The 19,266-nt window shown below is 67.8% G+C and carries 15 protein-coding genes; 11 read left to right on the top strand and 4 right to left on the bottom strand.

Going from position 1 to position 19,266, the window contains the following annotated elements; genetic code table 11:
* The first annotated feature begins 19 nt into the window (after positions 1-19).
* Positions 20-685, top strand: coding sequence for a chromosomal replication initiator DnaA (locus tag O5I81_RS10645; protein WP_271068921.1), 666 nt, complete (start codon positions 20-22; stop codon positions 683-685).
* Here the strand turns inward: O5I81_RS10645 and O5I81_RS10640 are convergent.
* The gene (locus O5I81_RS10640; protein WP_271068920.1) at positions 682-2,370 is read right to left on the bottom strand and encodes a hypothetical protein; all 1,689 of its coding nucleotides are present in this window, start codon (positions 2,368-2,370) and stop codon (positions 682-684) included. The two genes, O5I81_RS10645 and O5I81_RS10640, sit on opposite strands and share 4 nt — an antisense overlap.
* 122 nt (positions 2,371-2,492) lie before the next feature.
* Here O5I81_RS10640 and O5I81_RS10635 point away from each other — a divergent pair, with 122 nt between their 5' ends.
* The 3 genes from O5I81_RS10635 (at position 2,493) to O5I81_RS10625 (ending at position 8,050) form a co-directional block, all read left to right on the top strand.
* On the top strand, positions 2,493-4,688 hold the full coding sequence (locus tag O5I81_RS10635; protein ID WP_271068919.1) for an RNA degradosome polyphosphate kinase: 2,196 nt from the start codon (positions 2,493-2,495) through the stop codon (positions 4,686-4,688).
* Positions 4,685-6,160 carry a Ppx/GppA phosphatase family protein gene (locus tag O5I81_RS10630; RefSeq protein WP_271068918.1) on the top strand — a complete coding sequence of 492 codons (1,476 nt, stop codon included), beginning with the start codon at positions 4,685-4,687 and terminating at the stop codon, positions 6,158-6,160. Before O5I81_RS10635 ends, O5I81_RS10630 begins: the two co-directional genes overlap by 4 nt.
* Positions 6,161-6,238: 78 nt before the next feature.
* Positions 6,239-8,050 carry a VWA domain-containing protein gene (locus O5I81_RS10625; protein ID WP_271068917.1) on the top strand — a complete coding sequence of 604 codons (1,812 nt, stop codon included), beginning with the start codon at positions 6,239-6,241 and terminating at the stop codon, positions 8,048-8,050.
* A gap of 69 nt (positions 8,051-8,119) precedes the next feature.
* Here O5I81_RS10625 and O5I81_RS10620 read toward each other — a convergent pair whose 3' ends face one another.
* A complete protein-coding gene (locus tag O5I81_RS10620; protein ID WP_271068916.1) occupies positions 8,120-8,971 on the bottom strand; it encodes a haloacid dehalogenase-like hydrolase in 852 nt (283 codons plus the stop codon).
* Positions 8,972-9,071: 100 nt separating this feature from the next.
* On the opposite strand from O5I81_RS10620, the gene O5I81_RS10615 reads away from it, so the two are divergent.
* Together O5I81_RS10615 and O5I81_RS10610 are read left to right on the top strand one after the other, a co-directional pair.
* Complete coding sequence (locus O5I81_RS10615) at positions 9,072-9,374, top strand: hypothetical protein (protein WP_271068915.1); 303 nt, start codon at positions 9,072-9,074, stop codon at positions 9,372-9,374.
* On the top strand, positions 9,371-9,646 hold the full coding sequence (locus O5I81_RS10610) for a type II toxin-antitoxin system RelE/ParE family toxin (RefSeq protein WP_271068914.1): 276 nt from the start codon (positions 9,371-9,373) through the stop codon (positions 9,644-9,646). Before O5I81_RS10615 ends, O5I81_RS10610 begins: the two co-directional genes overlap by 4 nt.
* Before the next feature lie 9 nt (positions 9,647-9,655).
* Here the strand turns inward: O5I81_RS10610 and rnd are convergent, their stop codons facing one another.
* Positions 9,656-10,837, bottom strand: coding sequence for a ribonuclease D (gene rnd / locus O5I81_RS10605; RefSeq protein WP_271068913.1), 1,182 nt, complete (start codon positions 10,835-10,837; stop codon positions 9,656-9,658).
* Between the two features lie 91 nt (positions 10,838-10,928).
* Here rnd and purM point away from each other — a divergent pair, with 91 nt between their 5' ends.
* The 3 genes from purM to O5I81_RS10590 all read left to right on the top strand — a co-directional run bounded on the left by purM (position 10,929) and on the right by O5I81_RS10590 (position 13,920).
* Positions 10,929-11,951, top strand: a complete 1,023-nt coding sequence (purM, locus tag O5I81_RS10600; protein WP_271068912.1) for a phosphoribosylformylglycinamidine cyclo-ligase — start codon at positions 10,929-10,931, stop codon at positions 11,949-11,951.
* Positions 11,948-12,532 (top strand): phosphoribosylglycinamide formyltransferase, encoded by a 585-nt coding sequence (gene purN / locus O5I81_RS10595; protein WP_271068911.1) that lies wholly within the window; start codon positions 11,948-11,950, stop codon positions 12,530-12,532. Before purM ends, purN begins: the two co-directional genes overlap by 4 nt.
* A gap of 95 nt (positions 12,533-12,627) precedes the next feature.
* Complete coding sequence (locus O5I81_RS10590; protein ID WP_271068910.1) at positions 12,628-13,920, top strand: sodium:proton antiporter; 1,293 nt, start codon at positions 12,628-12,630, stop codon at positions 13,918-13,920.
* A gap of 61 nt (positions 13,921-13,981) precedes the next feature.
* On the opposite strand, the gene ndk is transcribed toward O5I81_RS10590, so the two are convergent.
* Positions 13,982-14,401, bottom strand: a complete 420-nt coding sequence (gene ndk, locus O5I81_RS10585; protein ID WP_271068909.1) for a nucleoside-diphosphate kinase — start codon at positions 14,399-14,401, stop codon at positions 13,982-13,984.
* A gap of 96 nt (positions 14,402-14,497) precedes the next feature.
* On the opposite strand from ndk, the gene O5I81_RS10580 reads away from it, so the two are divergent.
* On the top strand, positions 14,498-16,387 hold the full coding sequence (locus O5I81_RS10580; RefSeq protein ID WP_271068908.1) for an ABC-F family ATP-binding cassette domain-containing protein: 1,890 nt from the start codon (positions 14,498-14,500) through the stop codon (positions 16,385-16,387).
* A 146-nt stretch (positions 16,388-16,533) separates the two neighbouring features.
* Positions 16,534-19,227, top strand: coding sequence for an autotransporter outer membrane beta-barrel domain-containing protein (locus O5I81_RS10575; protein ID WP_271068907.1), 2,694 nt, complete (start codon positions 16,534-16,536; stop codon positions 19,225-19,227).
* Positions 19,228-19,266 lie beyond the last annotated feature (39 nt).

Genomic DNA, 19,266 nt, shown 5'->3' with positions numbered 1-19,266 from the left:
GCTTGCTACAACCCCTGCCGTGACCGCCGCCCAGTTCCGACTGCCGTTCGAGCCCGCGACCAGCTGGACGCGCGACGCCTTCGTGCTGTCCGACGCCAATCGCTCGGCGGTGTTGTCGCTCGACGACTGGGCCAGCCTCGGGCGCGGCGCCCTGGCCCTAATCGGACCGGCCGGCAGCGGCAAAACCCATCTGGCCCAGAGCTGGGCCGACGCCAACGGGGCGCAGCTGGTGTTTCCGGGACGTGGCCTGAGCCTGGAGGGCTCAGGACCCGTGTTGGTCGAGGACGCCGACCTGCTCGGCCAGGACGAGGCGGTTTTCCACCTGCTCAACCAGGCCCAGGCTGGCCGCGCGGTCCTGCTGACCGGCCGCGAGCGGCCGCTGGCCTGGCCGACCACCCTGCCCGACCTGCGTTCGCGCTACAACGCCCTGGCGGTGGCCGAGATCGATCCGCCCGACGACGCCCAATTGCGCGCTGTGCTGGAAGCCCTGTTCAAGGCCCGGCACATCAAGCCGGATGACGACCTCTATCCCTACCTGCTGAGCCGCATGGAGCGGTCGGTGTCGGCGGCCCGCATCCTGGCGGCCCGGATGGATGAGGCGGCGGGCTCGCGAGGCCGGGCGATCAACCGGGCGCTGGCCCGCGAACTGCTGGACGAGACCTCGGATCTGTTCGAGGAGGTCTAGGACCTCCCGCTCAGCATGGCCGTGCAGGCCTGCTGCCGCGCCGGGGACATGGCGGGGGTCAGAACGAAGCGCTGGAAGCGGACCTCGCCCTCGCCGACCGGCAGATAGGTCACGGTCCGAAGCGGCCTCTTCGCCTCGTCCACCACGCGGTAGGTCAGCGGGGTCTGGCTGTCGCGTGAGGGGATTTCGCTGATCCGGAGGCGGTCGCCGTCACGCAGGCCGGCCCGCTCGGCCGGGCCGCCGGGGACCAGACCGACGAGCCGACCCTTGTTGCGCAGGGTCGCGAGGAGGTCGAAGCCGCGCTCGAAAGCCGGCTGGCGGACCTCGACCAGGCGGCCGCAGTCGCCGAACAGGTCGGCGGGCAGTTCGATGCGCTCGCCGTTGTCCACCCGCCGCCGGATATCCTGCTCCAGGTTGAGGCCGGTGACCTTGAGGGCGGCCCATGGGAAGAGTTCGTTGGCCGGCACGCGGTGGTCGCCGCCCTCGTCGGCGGCGGCGAGACGGCGCTGTTCGGCCAGCACGGCGTCGAGCCCGAGTTTGCCGCCCGTCTCCTGGCGAAAGCGGCGGTCCCAGAGGATGGCGAGCAGCCGCCCCCGGTCGTAGGGCATCTTACCGACGTCGAAGTCCGTCATGCGTTCATCCGCCAGCCGGCGGTTGCTGGCCTCGACGGCCGGCGAGAGGCCGTAGCGCAGCAGCGACTCGTTGAGGTCGGTCACGAAATCCTCCAGCGACCACTGGCCAGAGCGCAGCAGGGAGCGGCCCGCCACCGCCTCTGTGAAACCCTCGTTGAACCAGGCCGAGAGGTTGTCGTCCCGCATCGGGAAGCCGCCGACCTGGCGGGAGATCCAGCTGTGGGTATGCTCGTGGGCCACGATCCGGCGCAGGGTGCGCAGATCAAGATCCGGACCCGCGAACAGGGCGAAGCCGCCGGCCAGGCCCCGTCCGCCGAAGTCGCCGCCGGAAACCTGGATGACGGGCACGGTCATGTCGCGGGGCCGATCGCCCCAGTAGTCGAAGTCGGCTTTCAGGGTCGAAGCCAGCATGTCGGCCGCCAGAGCCGGCGAAACCTGCCAGCCGGGTTCGCGGAAATAGAGGGACAGGCGGGCCGGGCCCAGCGGCCGGATTTCGCGCCGCCAACCGGCGCCGCCGAACAGCATGCTGTCGGACAGGGTGTCCGCCGTATCAGCTGGGCCGAGGCTCGATTGGGCCAGCCATCCCCTGGGCATCCCGGACCAGGTCAGGCGGACAGGCGTGCCCGGCCGCTCCCGGATGAGGATGAAGGCCGCCTCGCCGTGGACGACGAACCAGTCGGGCCGGACCACCGGGCGGAAAGGCTGGCCGGGCGGATCGCCGTCGTAGCCGGTCATCAGGCGGTAGCGTATTGTCAGGCGCGCGCCCGGGTCGTGGGTGACGACGATGGCCGACGGGCTCTCCCGCCGGGCCTCGCCGCCCGTGACATCGACAGCGCCCAGATAGGGGGCGGGCTCATCATCGGCGACGCCGCTGGAGGGCAGAGTCAGGCGTGTCTCGCCGTCTTCGTCGCCGTCTGCCTGCATGACGACCACCAGGGCCGTCAGGCGGCCGTCCTCCAGCACCGGCGAGATGGTATATCGGATGGGCTCGATCGCCGGCGCGGCCCCCAGGCAGGCGACGACGGCCAGCATCAGCACAGCTCTGAGAAACACGTCAGCCCCCGGATCATAAGACAAGCGCCCGCCGTTAAGCCGGCAATCACCGCGCCTGCCTATATCGTTGAAACTGTCACGACCATGGGCCAAAGGTCGGCGAAACCGCCTATAGAGTCCCGATGCCCCGAACCGCGACTGCCAGCGCCTCCAGGAAAAGCCCCACGGCCCTCAGGGACCTCACGTTGGACGAGACCCTGCTGGCCTCGCCGGAGCGGTTCTTCAACCGCGAAATCTCCTGGCTGGCCTTCAACAAGCGGGTGCTGGAAGAGGCCGAGAACCAGCGCCATCCGCTGCTGGAGCGCCTGCGCTTCCTGTCGATCAGCGCCAACAACCTCGACGAATTCTACATGGTCCGCGTCGCCGGCCTGAAGGGCCAGGTCCGGGAGGGCGTGCGCAAGGTCAGCCTCGATGGCCTGACGCCCATCGAACAGCTGGACCGCCTCAACGCCGCCGCCTCGGTGCTGATGGACGACCAGCAGCGCATCTGGCGCAGTCTGCGGGCCGAACTCGGGCATGAGGGCCTGCGCCTGCTCGACGCCCGCGACGTCACGGCGGTCGATCTGCCGGCGGCGCTGGAGGTCTTCCAGAACAAGCTGTTCCCGGTGCTGACCCCCCTGGCCATCGACCCTGCCCACCCCTTCCCCTTCATCCCCAACCTCGGCTTCTGCCTGGGACTGAAGATGAAGCGGGCCGACGGCAAGCTCTTGTTCGCCCTGGTGCCGGTGCCCCAGCAGGTGAAGCGGTTCTGGGAGCTTCCCGGCCCGGCGCGGCGCAAGGAGCGGCGGTTCATTGCCCTGGAAAGCCTGATCATCCTGTTCCTCGACCAGCTGTTCCCCGGCTACACGGTCGAGGGCCGGGGCCTGTTCCGGGTGATCCGCGACAGCGACATCGAGATCGAGGAAGAGGCCGAGGACCTGGTCCTGGAGTTCGAGACCCAGCTGAAGCGTCGCCGCATGGGCGAGGTGGTGCGGGTCAAGGTCCAGACCACCATGCCCGACGACCTGCGCGAGTTCATCCTCGACGGCCTCGACGCCCGGCCCGACGACGTGGTGCTCATCGACGGCAAGCTGGGCCTGGCCGCGATGTCGGAGATGATCCCCAAGGATCGCGCCGACCTGAAATTCCCGCCCTTCGTCGCCCGCTTCCCCGAGCGTATCCGCGACCATGCCGGCGACTGCTTCGCCGCCATCCGCGAGAAGGACATCCTGGTCCACCACCCGTTCGAAAGCTTCGACGTGGTCGTCCAGTTCCTGCGCCAGGCGGCCCGCGACCCGCAGGTGCTGGCCATCAAGCAGACCCTGTACCGCACCAGCCAGGACAGCCCGATCATCGCCGCCCTGATCGAGGCGGCCGAGAACGGCAAGAACGTCACCGCCCTGGTCGAGATCAAGGCGCGGTTCGACGAGGAGAACAACCTGCGCTGGGCCAAGGACCTGGAGAAGGTCGGGGTCCACGTCGTCTTCGGCTTCGTGGAGTACAAGACCCACGCCAAGCTGAGCCTGGTGGTGCGCCGCGAGGGCGAGACCCTGCGCACCTACTGCCACTTCGGGACCGGCAACTATCACCCGGTGACAGCCAAGGTTTACACTGACCTCAGCCTGTTCACCACCGACCCGGCGCTGGGCCGCGACAGCGCACGGCTGTTCAACTACATCACCGGCTATGCCCGCCCCGAGCGGCTGGAGAAGCTGAGCTTCTCGCCCGAGACCATGAAGCCGGACCTGCTGGCCATGATCGCCGCCGAGGCCGATAACGCCAGGGCCGGCAAGCCCTGCGGCATATGGGCCAAGCTCAACGCCCTGGTCGATCCGGAGATCATCGACGCCCTCTACCGCGCCAGCCAGGCGGGCGTGCCCATCGACCTGGTCATCCGCGGCATCTGCTGCCTGAAGCCCGGCGTCGCCGGCCTGTCGGAGAACATCCGGGTCAAGTCGATCGTCGGACGCTTCCTGGAGCATTCGCGCATCGCCGCCTTCGCCAACGGCGAGCCGCTGCCCAGCAAGGCGGCCAAGGTGTTCATCTCCTCGGCAGACTGGATGCCGCGCAACCTCGACCGCCGCGTCGAGGCCATGACGCCCATCGACAACCCGACGGTGCACGAACAGGTGCTCAGCCAGATCATGGTCGCCAACCTCAACGACGAGGCGCAAAGCTGGACGCTGGACAGCCAGGGCGGCTACACGCGCGACCCGGCCTGGAACAAGCGAATGGCCTTCTCCGCCCACGACTACTTCATGACCAACCCCAGTCTGTCGGGCCGGGGTCACCATGTCCGCGACCTGCCCGGCGTCCTGGCCCTGGACCTCGACCAATGACCAGCCATGACGCCGCCGTCGTCGACGTCGGCTCCAACTCGGTCCGCCTGGTGCTGTACCGGGTCGAGGGCCGGTCGATGTGGACGGTGTTCAACGAGAAGGTGCTGGCCGGCCTTGGCCGCGACCTGAAGAAGACCGGCCGCTTGAGCGAAGACGGCGCGGTCAGCGCCCTCGCCGCCCTCAAGCGCTTTCGCATGGTGGTCGAACGGCTACCGCCCGAGCGGGTGTTCACCGCCGCCACCGCCGCCATCCGCGACGCCGAGGACGGCCCTATGTTCGCTGAACGCGTTCAGGCCGAGACCGGCCTGACTCTGCGGGTGCTCAGCGGGGCCGAGGAAGCCCGTTATGCAGCGCTGGGCGTGCTGGCCGGCGCTCCGGCCGGCGACGGCGTGGTCGGCGACCTGGGCGGCGCCAGCCTGGAACTGACGGCCATCGGGCCCAAGGGCGCCGGCGAAGGCGTCACCCTGCCGCTCGGGCCCTTCTCCTTCGGAGCCTTTCCGGACGACGACCCAGAGATCCGCCGCGCCGAGGTCGACGAGCGGATCCACGATCTGGGCCAGTTCCACACCCCGACCTTTCACGCCGTCGGCGGCGCCTGGCGCAACCTGGCGCTCATCCACATGCATATGACCGGCTATCCGCTCAGGGTCGTGCACCAGTACGAGCTGACCCGGGCGGAGGCCCTGAACGCCTGCCGCTTCGTGGCCAGCCAGTCGCGCCGCTCGCTCGAAGCCGTCGAAGGCGTCTCCAAGAAGCGGGCCGAGACCCTGCCCCATGCCGCCGTGGTGCTGGAGCGGCTGATCGTGGCGCTGGGGATCGAGACGGTGGTGCTGTCGGCCTATGGCGTGCGCGAAGGCATGCTGTTCGAGGCCATGGACGCGCGGACGCAGGCCCTGGACCCGCTGGTCGAGGGCTGTGACGCCCTGACCATCCGCACCGGCGCCGACGCCACCCTGGGGCCGACCCTGGAGGCCTGGCTGACGCCGGTATTCGGCTCGCTCGATCCGATCTTCCCCGGCCGCGACGCCATCCTGCTGGCCGCCGCCTGCCGCCTGGCCGACCTCGGGGCCCGGCTGCACCCCGACCACCGCGCCGACCTGGTCTTCGAGCAGGTTCTGCGGGCCCCCGTCGCCGGCCAGAGCCATGCCGAACGCGCCTTCCTGGCCATGGCCGCCTTCAGCCGCCACACCAGTTCCAACAGCACGCCGGAACAGGGCACAATCACCCGCCTGCTCCCCGACGTGGCGAGGAAACGCGCCCGGGCCCTGGGCGCCGCCATCCGCCTCGGTTGCGACCTGACAGCCCGCGACAGCGCCCTGCTGGCGCATACGCGCCTGAGCCTGAAGGACGGCCGGCTGCTGCTGACCACCGACGCCGACCGCGCCGACCTGCTGCTTGGGGAGCAGACGGGGCGGCGGGCGAACACCCTGGCCGGGCACCTGGATGCGAAGGCGGAAATCCGGGCGGATTGACGTAGCGTAAACGAACAGGTGACAGACGCCGAAGTCGGCGTAGTCTCTCAATCCGGGGAAACGATTGGGAGGCTTACCATGAAACGCTGGATGATTTCCGTCGGGCTGAGCGCGCTGCTCGCCGCTACCGCCGCGCTGCCGGCCTTCGCCCAGGATGACGACGACAGCAACAACGATGTCGGCGAACTGATCATCACCGCCCAGGTGCGACAGGGCGGGGCCCAGGACATCAGCTTCTTCCGTAACGAAGCGGCCGCGATGCGGGTGCCGATGCCGGGCAGCCTGACGCCGGAAGGCCTGATGGGCGGCTACAATCTGATGCTGGGGCCGCAGACGGCCTGTCCGCAGCTGTTCTGCCTGACCGGCGAGGCGATGAACGCCGACCTGCTGTTGCGGCCGAAGGACGAGGTATTCGTCGGGCTGGGCTTCGCCAGCAATATCGACGCTGAAAAATGGACGCGTGAGCCGCTGAACCTGGTGGCGGTGGTAGACAAGTCCGGCTCCATGAGCGGCGAGCCGTTGGCGCTGGTGCGGCGCAGCCTGAAGACCATCGTGCGCCAGATGCGGCCCGGCGATCAGATCACCATCGTGCTGTATGGCAATGAATCGCACCGCTATCTCGCGCCCACCGCGATCACCCGGACCAACGTCCCCGACATTCTGGGCAAGATCGACCGGATCGAGAGCAACGGCTCGACCAACATGGAAGAGGGCCTGAGGGTCGGTTACGACGCCGCCTTCGAGACACAGACCAGCTTCAAGGGCGCGACCCGGGTGATGCTGTTCACCGACGAGCAGCCCAACGTCGGGGCGACAGACGCCGAGAGCTTCATGGGCATGGCGAAGGAAGCCTCGGCCCGGAGCGTGGGCCTGACCACCATTGGCGTCGGGGTGCAGTTCGATGCCGCCCTGGCCACCGACATCTCCAGCGTGCGCGGCGGCAACCTCTTCTTCATGGCCAACGAGGCGGAGGTGGACAGCGTCTTCGCCGCCAAGCTGGACTACATGGCCGCCGAGGTGGCGCACGACATCCGTCTCAACGTCGCCCCGGCGCCCGGATACCGGATCACCGCCGTCTACGGCGTGCCCGGCGAAATGCTGGCCTGGCGTGGCGAGGACGAGGTGTCCTTCACCATCCCGACCGTCTTCCTCAGCCGGGAAGGCGGCGGGGTCTTCGTCACCCTGGCCCGCAGCGAACCCAACCTGCCGGCGCCGCGGCTGGCGCCGGGTCAGGCGCTGGCGAAGGTCGATCTGACCTATGTCGACGCCAAGGACGGCAAGGCGGGGAGCCACAGCCTGAGCATCGCGGGCGTCTCCGGGCGGCCCGGACAGGACCTGGTGCTGGGCCAGACGCTGATGGACGAGTTCCTGTTGCTGCGGGAAGGGGCCACCCTGTTTCACGGCGGCGACGACGAGGGCGCCTACAACCTGTTCCGCCAACTCAACGCGCGGCTGGACCAGGCCAACGACCCCCGTCTCAAGCCCGAGCGGGAACTGGCCCAACGGCTGTATGGCCAGACCGCCTTCCTCTCAGGCCACAGCGCCGAGCCGCCCAAGGCCATGTCGGCCCTGGAGCTGTTCGGCGACTGGCGGGTGACCGGGGTGCGCGGCGACGTCGGCATGAAGGCCGGCGACCGGCTGCAACTGGGCACGGACAACCGGGCGACGGTCAGTCGCCTCGCGGGCGGCTATGAGCAGTCGGAGGAGCCGGAACCCTTCAAGGCGCGCGGCAACCGTTTGAGCCTGCCGCAGTCCCAGGTCAGCTTCCGCTATTCGCTCAACGGCGAGACCCTGACGCTGAACCACCGCGAGACCGGCGCCACCGTCACGCTGGCGCGCGAGAGCGCCCCGCCGATCGAGGAGATCCGCAACATCGGCAACGACGACTGACGCCCGGCCTAGAGTCTTTGTGGTCGCGCGTTTGATCCGATAACCGGTTCCCGCTTATCGGTACGCGCTCTAGTCCCGCTGATCGGCCGGCATCGTCCCCTCATGGATGGCGATACGGCCGAGGATGCCCTTGACGATCAGGTCCAGCGCGCTGCCGTCGGTGTAGTTGGCGGCGGCGACGAAGTTGACCCGGTCCTCGGCGATCAGGCGGTGAAGCTTGGTCTGGTCGTTGGGCTCGGTGCGCGGGTCATAGACGGCGATCGAGTGGCCGCCCTTGGTGTGCATCATCTTCATGGTCGGCACGTCGGTGTCGCCGTCGCCGACGAAGATCATCCGCTCGAACGGCACCGGACGCTCGTCGTCGGGCATGAAGCGGTTGATCTTCTCGTGCTCCCAGTTGTTGTGCACACCCTTGTTGATGCGGAAAAGGTACTGGGTCTTGGTGGTGTAGTTTATGCCCACCGCCGGCCACTCGGCCTCGCCGTCGTCATTGTAGACATAGTGGCTGGCGAAGACGTGCTCGAAGGCCGGATAGATGGGACAGCCCTCGACCATCTCCTGCAGGCCGGACGAGAGGATGTAGTGCTGGATCTTCAGGCCATAGTTGGCCCCGAAGGCGTTGATGCGGTCGAACCAGCTCATGTCGCGCAGGCCGTCGAACAGCAGGACGCCCTCGCCGTGCTTCTGCAGCATCTCCTTGGTGACGGTCAGCCCGGCCTTGCGGGCCGTCTGCAGCATCAGCTGCATGTACATCAGGATGTCGTCGCCGTCGGACTTGATGGTCTGCGGCCGGACCGTGTCGTTCCAGAACTCCTTGGGCGTCAGGCCGAGCGCCGGGATGAAGCTGGTTTCCTGCATGTTGCCGCGGGCGAGCGTACCGTCGAAGTCGTAGATGATGGCGGTCTGGAGGAGTTTGGACATCGAGCGCTCTAATGGCGGTTGCTTGGAGGGACTGTGAATCACCTTTCCGGGTCGGTTGGCAAGGTTTGCGGGAAATCGGGATCGGGATTAGGCTCGGGACATGGCTGATGGCGAGATCACTCTGAAGCTCAACGAGACGCTGGAGCGGCGGTTACGCGAGATGGCCGCCGACGAAGGCGTGACGCTGGAAGAACTCGGCCTGCAACTCATCGAAAATCAGATCGCAGGCTTTGGCGAACTCGACACTGAAGGCTGGACCGGCCCGTATATCGCGGAAGATCTTGCACGACTGGAAGAGTTTGAGCGGACGCGAATGGGTGTCCCACTAGAGGATGTCGAACGCTGGGTGCGTTCCTTGTCTACCGACAATCCCCTCTCACCGCCGTTGGCTCGCAAAGTTTGAGGGTCACCTTCACCTCTGCGGCGAACGCAGATCTGGTCCGACTATGGCAGTGGCTGGATGAGAAAAATCCCAAGGCAGCAAGCCGCGCCATGGAAGCTATCATCGCTTCCGCCCGCTCCCTGAGCCAGTTTCCGGGTCGCGGCTATGGGGGCGTTGGCGGCCAGCGACAGCTACGCGTGCCCTTTGGCAAGCGTGGCTATGTGATCCGCTATCTGGTCCTGCAGACCGAAGTCCGGATCGTCCGCATCTTTCACGGCCTCGAAGACCGCTGAGGCGGCGGATTACTCCGCCGCCGCCTGCTTCGGCGCCCGCCGCACCTCGACCACCCGCACCCGGGTGCCGTCCAGCACCAGGGCCAGTTCGCCGCGCTTGAGCTTCAGGGCGTCCGTCCCGAAGGCGTCCTTGCGCCAGCCGGTCAGGGCGCCGACGTCGGCGTTGTCGTCGTTTGCGATCTTTTCGAGGTCGGAGACGGTGGCGATCAGCTTCGACGCCACGCCCGCATCCTCGGCCCGGGCCTTGAGCAGGACCTTGAGCAGCTCGACCACCGCGCCGGCGGCCGGGTTGTGGTTGGTCTTCTCGCGCTCGACGACGGGGGCGTAGGCCTCCGGATCGCGCAGGGCTTCCTTGATGGCGGCCATCAGGTCGGGGCCGAATTTGGAGCCCGAGAAACCCTTCGGCACGCCGCGCAGCCGGTCCATGGCCGCCGCATCGGTCGGGGCCTGGGCGGCCAGTTCGTCGATAGCGTCATCCTTGAGGATGCGGCCCCGCGGCTGATCGCGGGTCTGGGCGGTGCGTTCGCGCCAGGCGGCGACGGCCTTGAACACGGCCATGTACTTGGCCGAGTGCTTGCGCGGGCGCAGGCGCTTCCAGGCGTTCTCCGGATTGACGTCGTAGAGCTCGGGATCGATGAGCGCTTCCATCTCCTCCTCGACCCAGGCCAGGCGGCCGGCCTTCTCCAGGCTGCCGCGCAGCACCGGATAGAGGCGCGCCAGGTGGGTGACGTCGGCGATGGCGTAGGTCAGCTGGTTGTCGCTCAGCGGCCGGCGGCTCCAGTCGGTGAAGCGGCTGGACTTGTCGAGGTCGATCTTCAGCATCTGGCGGACCAGGGCGTCATAGGCGATCTGCTCGCCGAAGCCCGCGGCCATGCCGGCGATCTGGGTGTCGAACAACGGCCTCGGCATGGCGCCCAGGTTGTTGAAGATTTCGACGTCCTGGCGGGCGGCGTGGAACACCTTCTGGATCGAGGTGTCGCGCAGGACATCGAGGAAGGGACTCAGGTCGATGCCGGGGGCCAGCGGGTCGATGCAGGCTTCGGCCCCATTCGGCGCGGCGGCCTGGATCAGGCAAAGCATCGGCCAGTAGGTCGTTTCGCGCATGAACTCGGTGTCCACGGCGACGAAAGGCTGGCCCTTCAGTTGATTGCAGAACGCCGCCAGGTCGGCGGTGGTTGTAATAGGCGTCATGCGGCAGCTATAGCCCCGCGCGCGGGCGAGTCTGCAAGTTTTTGAATGCCGCCCGTTTCGATTCTCGCCCCTTCGTGACACGGATGCCGCCATGACCGACCTCAAGAACGGGCTGACTTACGCACAGGCAGGCGTCGACATCGACGCCGGCGCCGCCCTGGTGGAAGCCATCAAGCCACTGGCCAAGGCCACCAACCGCCCCGGCGTCTCGGGAGGCCTGGGCGGATTCGGGGCCTTGTTCGATCTGAAGGCGGCCGGCTACGACGACCCGCTGCTGGTCAGCACCACCGACGGGGTCGGCACCAAGCTGAAGATCGCCATCGACACCGGGCTGCACGGCCAGGTCGGCATCGATCTGGTGGCCATGTGCGTCAACGACCTCCTGGCCCAGGGCGCCGAGCCGCTGCTGTTCCTCGACTACTATGCGACCGGGAAGCTGGACGTGGCGACGGCGACCAGCGTGGTGGCCGGTATCGCCGAGGGCTGCAAACTGGCCGGCTGCGCCCTGGTCGGCGGCGAGACGGCCGAGATGCCCGGCATGTATTCCGAAGGTGACTACGACCTGGCCGGCTTCACGGTCGGGGCGGTGAACCGCGACGGCGTCCTGCCGCGGCTGGACGAGCAACGGCCCGGCGACGTGCTGATCGGCCTCGGCTCCAGCGGCCCGCACAGCAACGGCTATTCCCTGGTCCGCAAGGTGGTCGAGCGTTCGGGCCTCAGCTGGGACGCCCCCTGCCCGTTCGGCGACGGCACGCTGGCCGAGGCGCTGATGGCCCCCACGCGCATCTATGTGAAGAGCGTCCATCCGCTGCTCAAGGCCGGCAAGGTCAAGGGCGTCGCCCACATCACCGGCGGCGGCCTTATCGAGAACCCGCCCCGCGCCATCGCCGAGGGCCTGGAGCCCCGGTTCGACTGGAATGCCTGGCCCCTGCCGCCGGTGTTCGACTGGCTGCAACGCGAGGGCGGCATCGACGACCACGAACTGCGCCGGACCTTCAACTGCGGCATCGGTCTTCTCCTGATCGTCGCCAGGGACCAGGCGCCGGAGGTGCTGATGGCCCTCCTCGACGCCGGCGAGGACGCTTTCGTCTGCGGCGAGCTCGCCAAGGCATGACAAAGGCCCGTGTTGGCATCCTGATCTCCGGAACAGGCTCCAACATGGAAGCCCTGATCCGGGCGGCGGAGGCGGATGACTGCCCCTATGCGGTGGCCGTGGTGATCTCCAACCGGCCGGATGCGGCGGGACTGGAACGGGCCAGGGCGCTCGGGGTGACGGCGTTGGCTGTCGATCATGCCCCGTTCGGCAAGGACCGCGAGGCGCACGAGCATGCCCTCGACGCCGCCCTGAGGCGGTTCAACTGCCATGTCGTCGCCCTGGCCGGCTATATGCGGATCATGACGCCCTTCCTGGTCGGGGCCTGGGAGGGACGGATGCTGAACATCCACCCCTCGCTGTTGCCCCGCCATCCGGGCCTCGACACCCATCGCCGCGCCATCGAGGCGGGAGACGCCGAGGCCGGCTGTTCGGTGCATCTGGTGACGGCGGGGGTCGATGAAGGCCCGGTGCTGGCGCAGGCCCGGACGCCGATCACCGAGACTGATTCGGTCGAGTCGCTGACCGCCCGCGTGCTGGCCGCCGAGCATGCCCTCTACCCCCGGGCCCTGGCGGAATTTGTGCGGTCGCGGGCCGTGTAGGGCCGATTGGAATCGACAGCGGCGGCCGGGACCTTCAGTTTGAACCTTGAACGGGCGACGTCGCCGCACCTGCCCAGACCATCCGCTGGACGACCATGACAGGCACCCTGCCCCTCTCGGCCTTTGACGCCGCCGCGATCCTCGTCGTGCTGGCAGCGGCGCTTGGATGGCTCAACCATCGGCACCTCAAGCTCCCGGCCACGGTCGCCCTCACCTTGATGGGGGCGCTGGCCTCGCTTGCCGTCATCGTGCTCGACAGGCTGATGCCATCCATCAGCCTGTCGGCGGCCGTGGCCGGATTCCTGGAAGGCATCGACTTCGAAAAGACCCTGATGGAAGGCATGCTGTCCTTCCTGCTGTTCGCCGGCGCGCTCCATGTCGATCTCAAACATCTTAAGCGGGGCGCGTTGCAGATCGGCATCCTGAGCACCGTCGGCGTTGTCGCCTCGACGATCATGGTCGGTCTTGGTCTCTTCGGCATCGTTCAGCTGCTGGGCATGCAGTTGCCCCTGATGTGGTGCTTCGTCTTCGGGGCGTTGATCAGTCCAACCGACCCGGTCGCCGTGCTCGGGGTCATGAAGACCGCAAGGGTGCCGCCGACCCTTCAGGCGACCATCGTCGGCGAGAGCCTGTTCAACGATGGCGTCGGGGTGGTGATCTTCTCCATCCTGCTGGCCGCGGCGACCGCGGCCGGCAGTCACTTCTCGCTTCTTCATGCGGGAGAGATGTTCGTGGTCGAGGCGCTGGGCGGGGCCGCGCTCGGGCTGGTCGTCGGCTGGATCGGGTATCGCGCCATGAAGGCGATCGATGATTATGCGGTCGAGGTGATGATCAGCCTGGCGGTCGTCATGGGCGGTTATGCGCTGGCCTCGGCCCTGCATATCAGTGGTCCCGTCGCCATGGCCGTTGCCGGCCTGCTGATCGGCAACCAGGGGGTCAGCTACGCCATGAGCGAGATCACCCGCGACCACCTGCTCAAATTCTGGGAACTCATCGACGAGATCCTCAATGCGGTCCTGTTCCTGCTCATTGGCCTCGAGGGGATCGTTCTCGCCGACCGCCTGGGCCTGCTGTGGCTGGGCGCGCTGACCATTCCGCTGGTGCTGCTGGCCCGGATGATATCGGTTGGCGTGCCGCTCGCCTTCTGGCGCGACCTGCTGCCCTTCAAGCTGGCGTTCCGGGTGATGAGCTGGGGCGGCCTGCGGGGCGGCATATCCATCGCGCTGGCCCTGTCCCTGCCGCCCGGCCCGGCCAAGGACATCCTGGTGGCCGCGACCTACGTCGTGGTTCTCTTCTCGGTGCTGGTGCAGGGCGGCAGCATCGGTCCGGCCATGAAGCGCTGGGCGCCTGCCGACCCGGATTCACCGCCATCCAAGGCCGAGCACTAGGCCATGAAAAAGGCCGGCCAGGTTGCCCTGGCCGGCCCAAATCTCAGCGATGTCGCCAGACTTACCCGACGATCTCGTCGTCGGTGAAGAACTGGGCGATCTCGATCCTGGCGTTGTCCAGGCTGTCCGAACCGTGCACCGAGTTCTCGCCGACGCTGTCGGCGTAGAGCTTGCGGATGGTGCCTTCGGCGGCCTGGGCCGGGTTGGTGGCGCCCATGACTTCGCGGTAGCGGGCCACGGCGTTCTCGCCTTCGAGAACCTGCACGACCACCGGAGCGCGGGTCATGAACTCGACCAGCTCGCCGAAGAACGGGCGCTCGTTGTGGATCTCGTAGAACTTCTCGGCCTGAGCCTGGCTCAGCTTGATGCGCTTCTGCGCGACGATGCGCAGGCCGGCGGCCTCGATGACGGCGTTGACGGCGCCGGTCAGGTTCTTCTCGGTGGCGTCCGGCTTGATGATGGAAAAGGTGCGTTCGGTCATGGCCTAGTTTCTTTCAGCCCTACAAAGAGGTGGGATTTGGGAGGTCGCGAGCTTATAGCGGCGGGCCCTCCCCGCGCCAACACCTCAAAGCGTTTCATGCTCCAGATCAACGAACTGACATTCAACGCCTGGGGCAGACGCTTCTTCGACAAGGCGAGCGTCACCTTGCCGACCGGGGGGAAGATCGGCCTGGTCGGCCGCAACGGCATCGGCAAGTCGACGCTGTTCAAGCTGATCCTCGGCGAGCTGCACGGCGGCGAGGACGAGATCAAGATCCCGAAGGCCGCCCGCATCGGCACCGTCGCCCAGGAGCACCCGGCCACCCCGGTCTCCTTGCTCGACACGGTGCTTGAGGCTGACGAGGAACGCCACAGCCTGATGACCCGGCTGGAAACCGCCGATCCCGAGGAGATGGGCGACATCTGGACCCGGTTGATCGAGATCGATGCCGACTCGGCCCCGTCGCGGGCGTCCGAAATCCTCGCCGGCCTCGGCTTCAGCAATGAAGACCTGACCCGGCCGATGGCGGAGTTCTCCGGCGGCTGGCGGATGCGGGTGGCGCTGGCCGCCGCCCTGTTCAGCCAGCCAGACCTCCTGCTGCTCGACGAGCCGACCAACTACCTCGACCTCGAAGGCGCCCTCTGGCTCGAGGCGCGGCTGAAGAAGTATCCGCACACCGCCCTGATCATCAGCCACGACCGGGAATTGCTCAATAATTCCTGCGGTTACATCCTGCATGTTCGTGAGGGAAAGCTCGACCTCTACACCGGCGGCTACGACAGCTTCGAGGAGCAGCACGCCGAAAAGGCCCGCCTGGCCGAGGCCATGCGCGGCAAGATCGAAGCCAAGCGGGCCCATATGCAGGCCTTCGTCGATCGCTTCCGCGCCACCGCGTCAAAGGCCACCCAGGCCCAGTCGCGCCTGAAGATGCTGCAGAAGCTGCCGCCGGTGACGATGACCCTGGAGGAGCGCACCGCCCCCTTCACCATCCCCTCCCCGACCCGGCCCCTGGCGCCGCCGCTGGTGCGGCTGGACAACGCCACGGTCGGCTATGGCGGCCCGCCGATCCTCAAGAACCTCAACCTGCGCATGGACGTCGACGACCGTATCGGCCTCCTGGGCGTCAACGGGGCCGGCAAGTCGACCTTCGCCAAGATGATCGCCGGCGCCCTGCCCATCCAGTCGGGCGACCTGCACCGCGACCGCCGTATCAAGGTCGGCTGGTTCCACCAGCACCAGATCGAGGCCCTCGACCCGGTTGATACCCCGATGGACATCATCCGCCGCGCGTTGCCCGAGTCCAGCGAGTCGCAGCGTCGGTCGAAACTGGCGCAGTGGGGCATCAGCTACGAAAAGGCGGAGACCAACGTCGCCAACCTGTCCGGCGGCGAGCGCGCGCGGCTGCTGCTCAACATGGTCGCTATGGAAGCGCCCCACCTGCTGATCCTCGATGAGCCGACCAACCACCTCGACATCGACAGCCGCCGGGCCCTGCTTGACGCCCTCAACGACTACCGGGGCGCCGTCATCCTGATCACCCACGACCGTTCGCTGATGGAGCTGGTCGCCGACCGGCTGTGGCTGGCGGCGGATGGCGGCGTGAAGACCTTCGACGGCGACATGGACGACTATGCCAAGTTCGTCCTCGACCGCGCCCGCGTCGCCGCCCGCGCCCCGACCCAGGTCAAGGGCGAGGCGCCCAACCCGACCGTCAACACCAAGGCCCCCCTTGCGTCCAACCGCGACCCGGCGGCGGCGGCCGGCCCCCTGAAGCGCAAACTGACGGCGGCCGAAGAGACCCTCGCCCGGGTCACCAGGCAGCTGGCGGAGATCGACGAGAAGCTCGGCGATCCCAACCTCTACGTCCGCGACCCCACCGTCGCCGCCGACCTCGGCAAGCGGCGCGAGAAGGTTCAGGCGCAGGTCGATGAGGCGGAAGCGGCCTGGATGGCGGCGGCCGAAGCGCTGGAAGCGGTGGCCGGCTGACCTGCGTCCTTTTTGACGAGCTCGATGATTCTTTTCCGAGGCCCGCAACGATCTGCCCGGCCGTACGTAACTGCCTCCAGTAACCACAGCTTTTCAGGCAGTTCCCACATATGCGTACGACCAATTCCCTCACGGGCCAGGGGCTCGTGAGCTCCGCCCTGCGCGCCAAATCCGGCGCTCGCAGCCGCACTCTCCTCCTTTCGACCGCTTCGACCGCCATCGGCGGCTTCCTGGCCTTGGCCGCCATCGGCGCGCCGGGTGTCGCCCTGGCCCAGGACGAATGCGGCGTCGCCGCGCCGGGCGGTGACACGGTCACCTGCACCTCGGCCGGCAACCCCTACCCGAACGGCATCACCTACTTCACGCCGGCCGGCGACCTGACCATCAACCTCGACGGCGATGTTGTCATCGACACCAGCGGCGGCCTCAACGCCGGCATCCTGGGACTCGGTCTCGGCACGGACGCCCTGACCATCAACGGCCTGACCGGCGCCTCGATCACCACCGACGCCGACGGCGGCTTCGGCATCCTCGGCGCCACCACCGACGGCGACCTGGCGATCAACATCAGCTCGATCAACACCAGCGGTGTGAACGCCTTCGGCATCGTCGGCGGTTCGGCGACCGGCAATGTGACGGTCAACGCCGGCACGATCACGACCACCGGCCTCGGCGCCAACGCCGTCGATATCCTGACCAACAGCGGCGATATCGCCATCTCCGGCCTCAACGTCAGCACCACCGGCGACAACGCCTTCGCGGTTAACGCCAGCAGCGACGCCGGCGGCGACGTCTCGGTCACGGGCGGGACCTTCAGCACCACCGGCGCCGGTTCGGTCGGCATCCGGGCCAACGCCGACCTCGGCTCCGTCTCGGTCACCCCGACCACGGTGACCACCACGAGCGCCGGCGCCACCGGCATCCTCGTCACCTCGAACGGCGTCGCCACCATCGGGGTCAGCCGAGTCGCCGTTACCGGCGCCGGCGCGTCGGGCATCGTCGCCACCAGCGCCACGGAAGCGGTCAACGTCAACGTCAACGGCGCCGGGGTCACCTCGACCCAGGCCGACGCCATGACCCTGACCGGCCTCACCGTCTCGGTGAACACCCAGGCGGGCTCGGTCATCAACGGCCAGACCGCGGGCATCCGCGCCACCTCGATCAACGGCACGGGCGTCACCAATCGCGGGACCATCGGTTCCTCGGCCGGCTACGCCATCGATGTCACCGGCGGCCTCGCCAGCATCACCAACACCGCCGGCGCGGTCATCAACGGCCGCGTGCGGCTCAGCGACAGCGCGGACGTCATCAATAACGCCGGCACGGTCAACGCCGCGGGCGTCAGCCTGTTCGGCGCGGGCGCCGACACGGTGACCAACACCGGGACCTGGAACGCCAACGCCGGAGCCGACTTCGGCGCGGACGCGGACGTCTTCAACAACTCGGGCAATTTCAACGTCCTGAACGGCGTCTTCCCGGTCGGCAACGTCACCTTCGCCAACCTGGAGACCTTCAACAACACCGGCCGCGTCTCGCTGCAGAACGGCCGCGCCGGCGACAGCTTCACCCTGCCGGGCGTCTTCAACGGCGGCGCGGGTAGCCGCCTGGCGCTGGACGTCAACTTCACCGGCGCCACGCCGGTGGCCGACCGCCTGATCATCGGCTCGGCGACCGGCTCGACCGGCGTGCAGGTCAACAATGTCGGCGGCGGGGTCCTGACCCCCGGTGTCGTCATCGTCGATGGCGTCACGGCCTCGCCGACGACCGCCTTCGTGCTCGATCCGTCGAACGTCAATCTCGACCTGGTGCAGTACCAGATCGTCTATGACGCCCCGACCGCCAACTTCCTCCTGATCGGCACGCCGCAAAGCGTCGTCTTCCAGCAGGCCCTGGCCGGCGAAGCGGCCGGCAACCTCTGGCGCAAGACCAGCGACAGCTGGTCGAACCACATGTCCAGCGTCCGCGACGGCGCCTGGGCCGGCGACCAGATGGCGATGAGCGAAGGCGCCCATGTCTGGGGCGAATTCCTCGCCGGCTCCGACCGCCGCGACACCGACGGCGGCTTCACCACCTTCGGCGTCAACCAGACCGTCGATCTCGGCTACGACCAGGACTACGTCGGCTATCAGGGCGGCATCGACTGGTACCGGCCGATGGGCTCGGGAACCTTGGCGATGGGCGTCACCGGCGGCTACGCCGGCTCCTACCTCAACTTCAACGATGACGGCGGCAGCATCGACTTCACCGGCTTCAACGTCGGCGCCTCGGTCGGCTACAGCCAGGGCGGCCTGTTCGTGAACGGCCTGCTCAAGGCCGACTTCCTGAAGGGCGACACCACCTTCGCCAATGTCGCCCAGCGCGCCGAATTCGACGCCCAGGCCTACGGCGCGGCCCTGGAAGGCGGCTACCGCTTCGGCGGCTCGGCCTTCTTCGTCGAGCCGGTGGTCAGCCTGTCGTACGTTCGCACCGAAATGGACGACTTCGACGTGATGAACTCCAGCATCAGCTACGACGACAACGACAGTCTTCGCGGCAAGCTGGGCCTTCGCGGCGGCGGCGTCTGGAACATGAGCAGCGGCGGCCGGGTCATCCCCTACGGCGCGGTCTATGCGGTCGAAGAGTTCGAAGGCGAAGACGGCCTGACCTTCACCAACGGCGGCATCGATCTGGCGATCGCCAACCTGGCGCCGGAGACCTACGGCCAGGCGCAGCTGGGCCTGGGCTTCTCGCCCTGGACCGGTCCGCTGTCGGGCTTCACCGGCTACGTCCAGGCCGACGGCAACTTCGGCAACGACATGAGCGGCGGCGGCGTGCGCCTCGGCTTCCGCTTCAAGTGGTAGGCTGAAAGTCGTCAGACCAAAAGAGAACCCCCGGTCGCT

It is taken from the genome of Caulobacter sp. NIBR1757 (assembly GCF_027912495.1).
Lineage (GTDB): Bacteria > Pseudomonadota > Alphaproteobacteria > Caulobacterales > Caulobacteraceae > Caulobacter.
Note: the sequence above shows the minus strand (reverse complement) of the source record. Positions and strands in the feature narration are given on the sequence as shown.

Bases quoted from the DNA above. Each gene is read 5' to 3' on its own strand.
- O5I81_RS10635 (WP_271068919.1), top strand. From the start codon at position 2,493: ATGCCCCGAACCGCGACTGCCAGCGCCTCCAGGAAAAGCCCCACGGCC.
- O5I81_RS10630 (WP_271068918.1), top strand. From the start codon at position 4,685: ATGACCAGCCATGACGCCGCCGTCGTCGACGTCGGCTCCAACTCGGTC.
- O5I81_RS10625 (WP_271068917.1), top strand. From the start codon at position 6,239: ATGAAACGCTGGATGATTTCCGTCGGGCTGAGCGCGCTGCTCGCCGCT.
- O5I81_RS10620 (WP_271068916.1), bottom strand. From the start codon at position 8,971: ATGTCCAAACTCCTCCAGACCGCCATCATCTACGACTTCGACGGTACG.
- O5I81_RS10615 (WP_271068915.1), top strand. From the start codon at position 9,072: ATGGCTGATGGCGAGATCACTCTGAAGCTCAACGAGACGCTGGAGCGG.
- rnd (WP_271068913.1), bottom strand. From the start codon at position 10,837: ATGACGCCTATTACAACCACCGCCGACCTGGCGGCGTTCTGCAATCAA.
- purM (WP_271068912.1), top strand. From the start codon at position 10,929: ATGACCGACCTCAAGAACGGGCTGACTTACGCACAGGCAGGCGTCGAC.
- purN (WP_271068911.1), top strand. From the start codon at position 11,948: ATGACAAAGGCCCGTGTTGGCATCCTGATCTCCGGAACAGGCTCCAAC.
- O5I81_RS10590 (WP_271068910.1), top strand. From the start codon at position 12,628: ATGACAGGCACCCTGCCCCTCTCGGCCTTTGACGCCGCCGCGATCCTC.
- ndk (WP_271068909.1), bottom strand. From the start codon at position 14,401: ATGACCGAACGCACCTTTTCCATCATCAAGCCGGACGCCACCGAGAAG.
- O5I81_RS10580 (WP_271068908.1), top strand. From the start codon at position 14,498: ATGCTCCAGATCAACGAACTGACATTCAACGCCTGGGGCAGACGCTTC.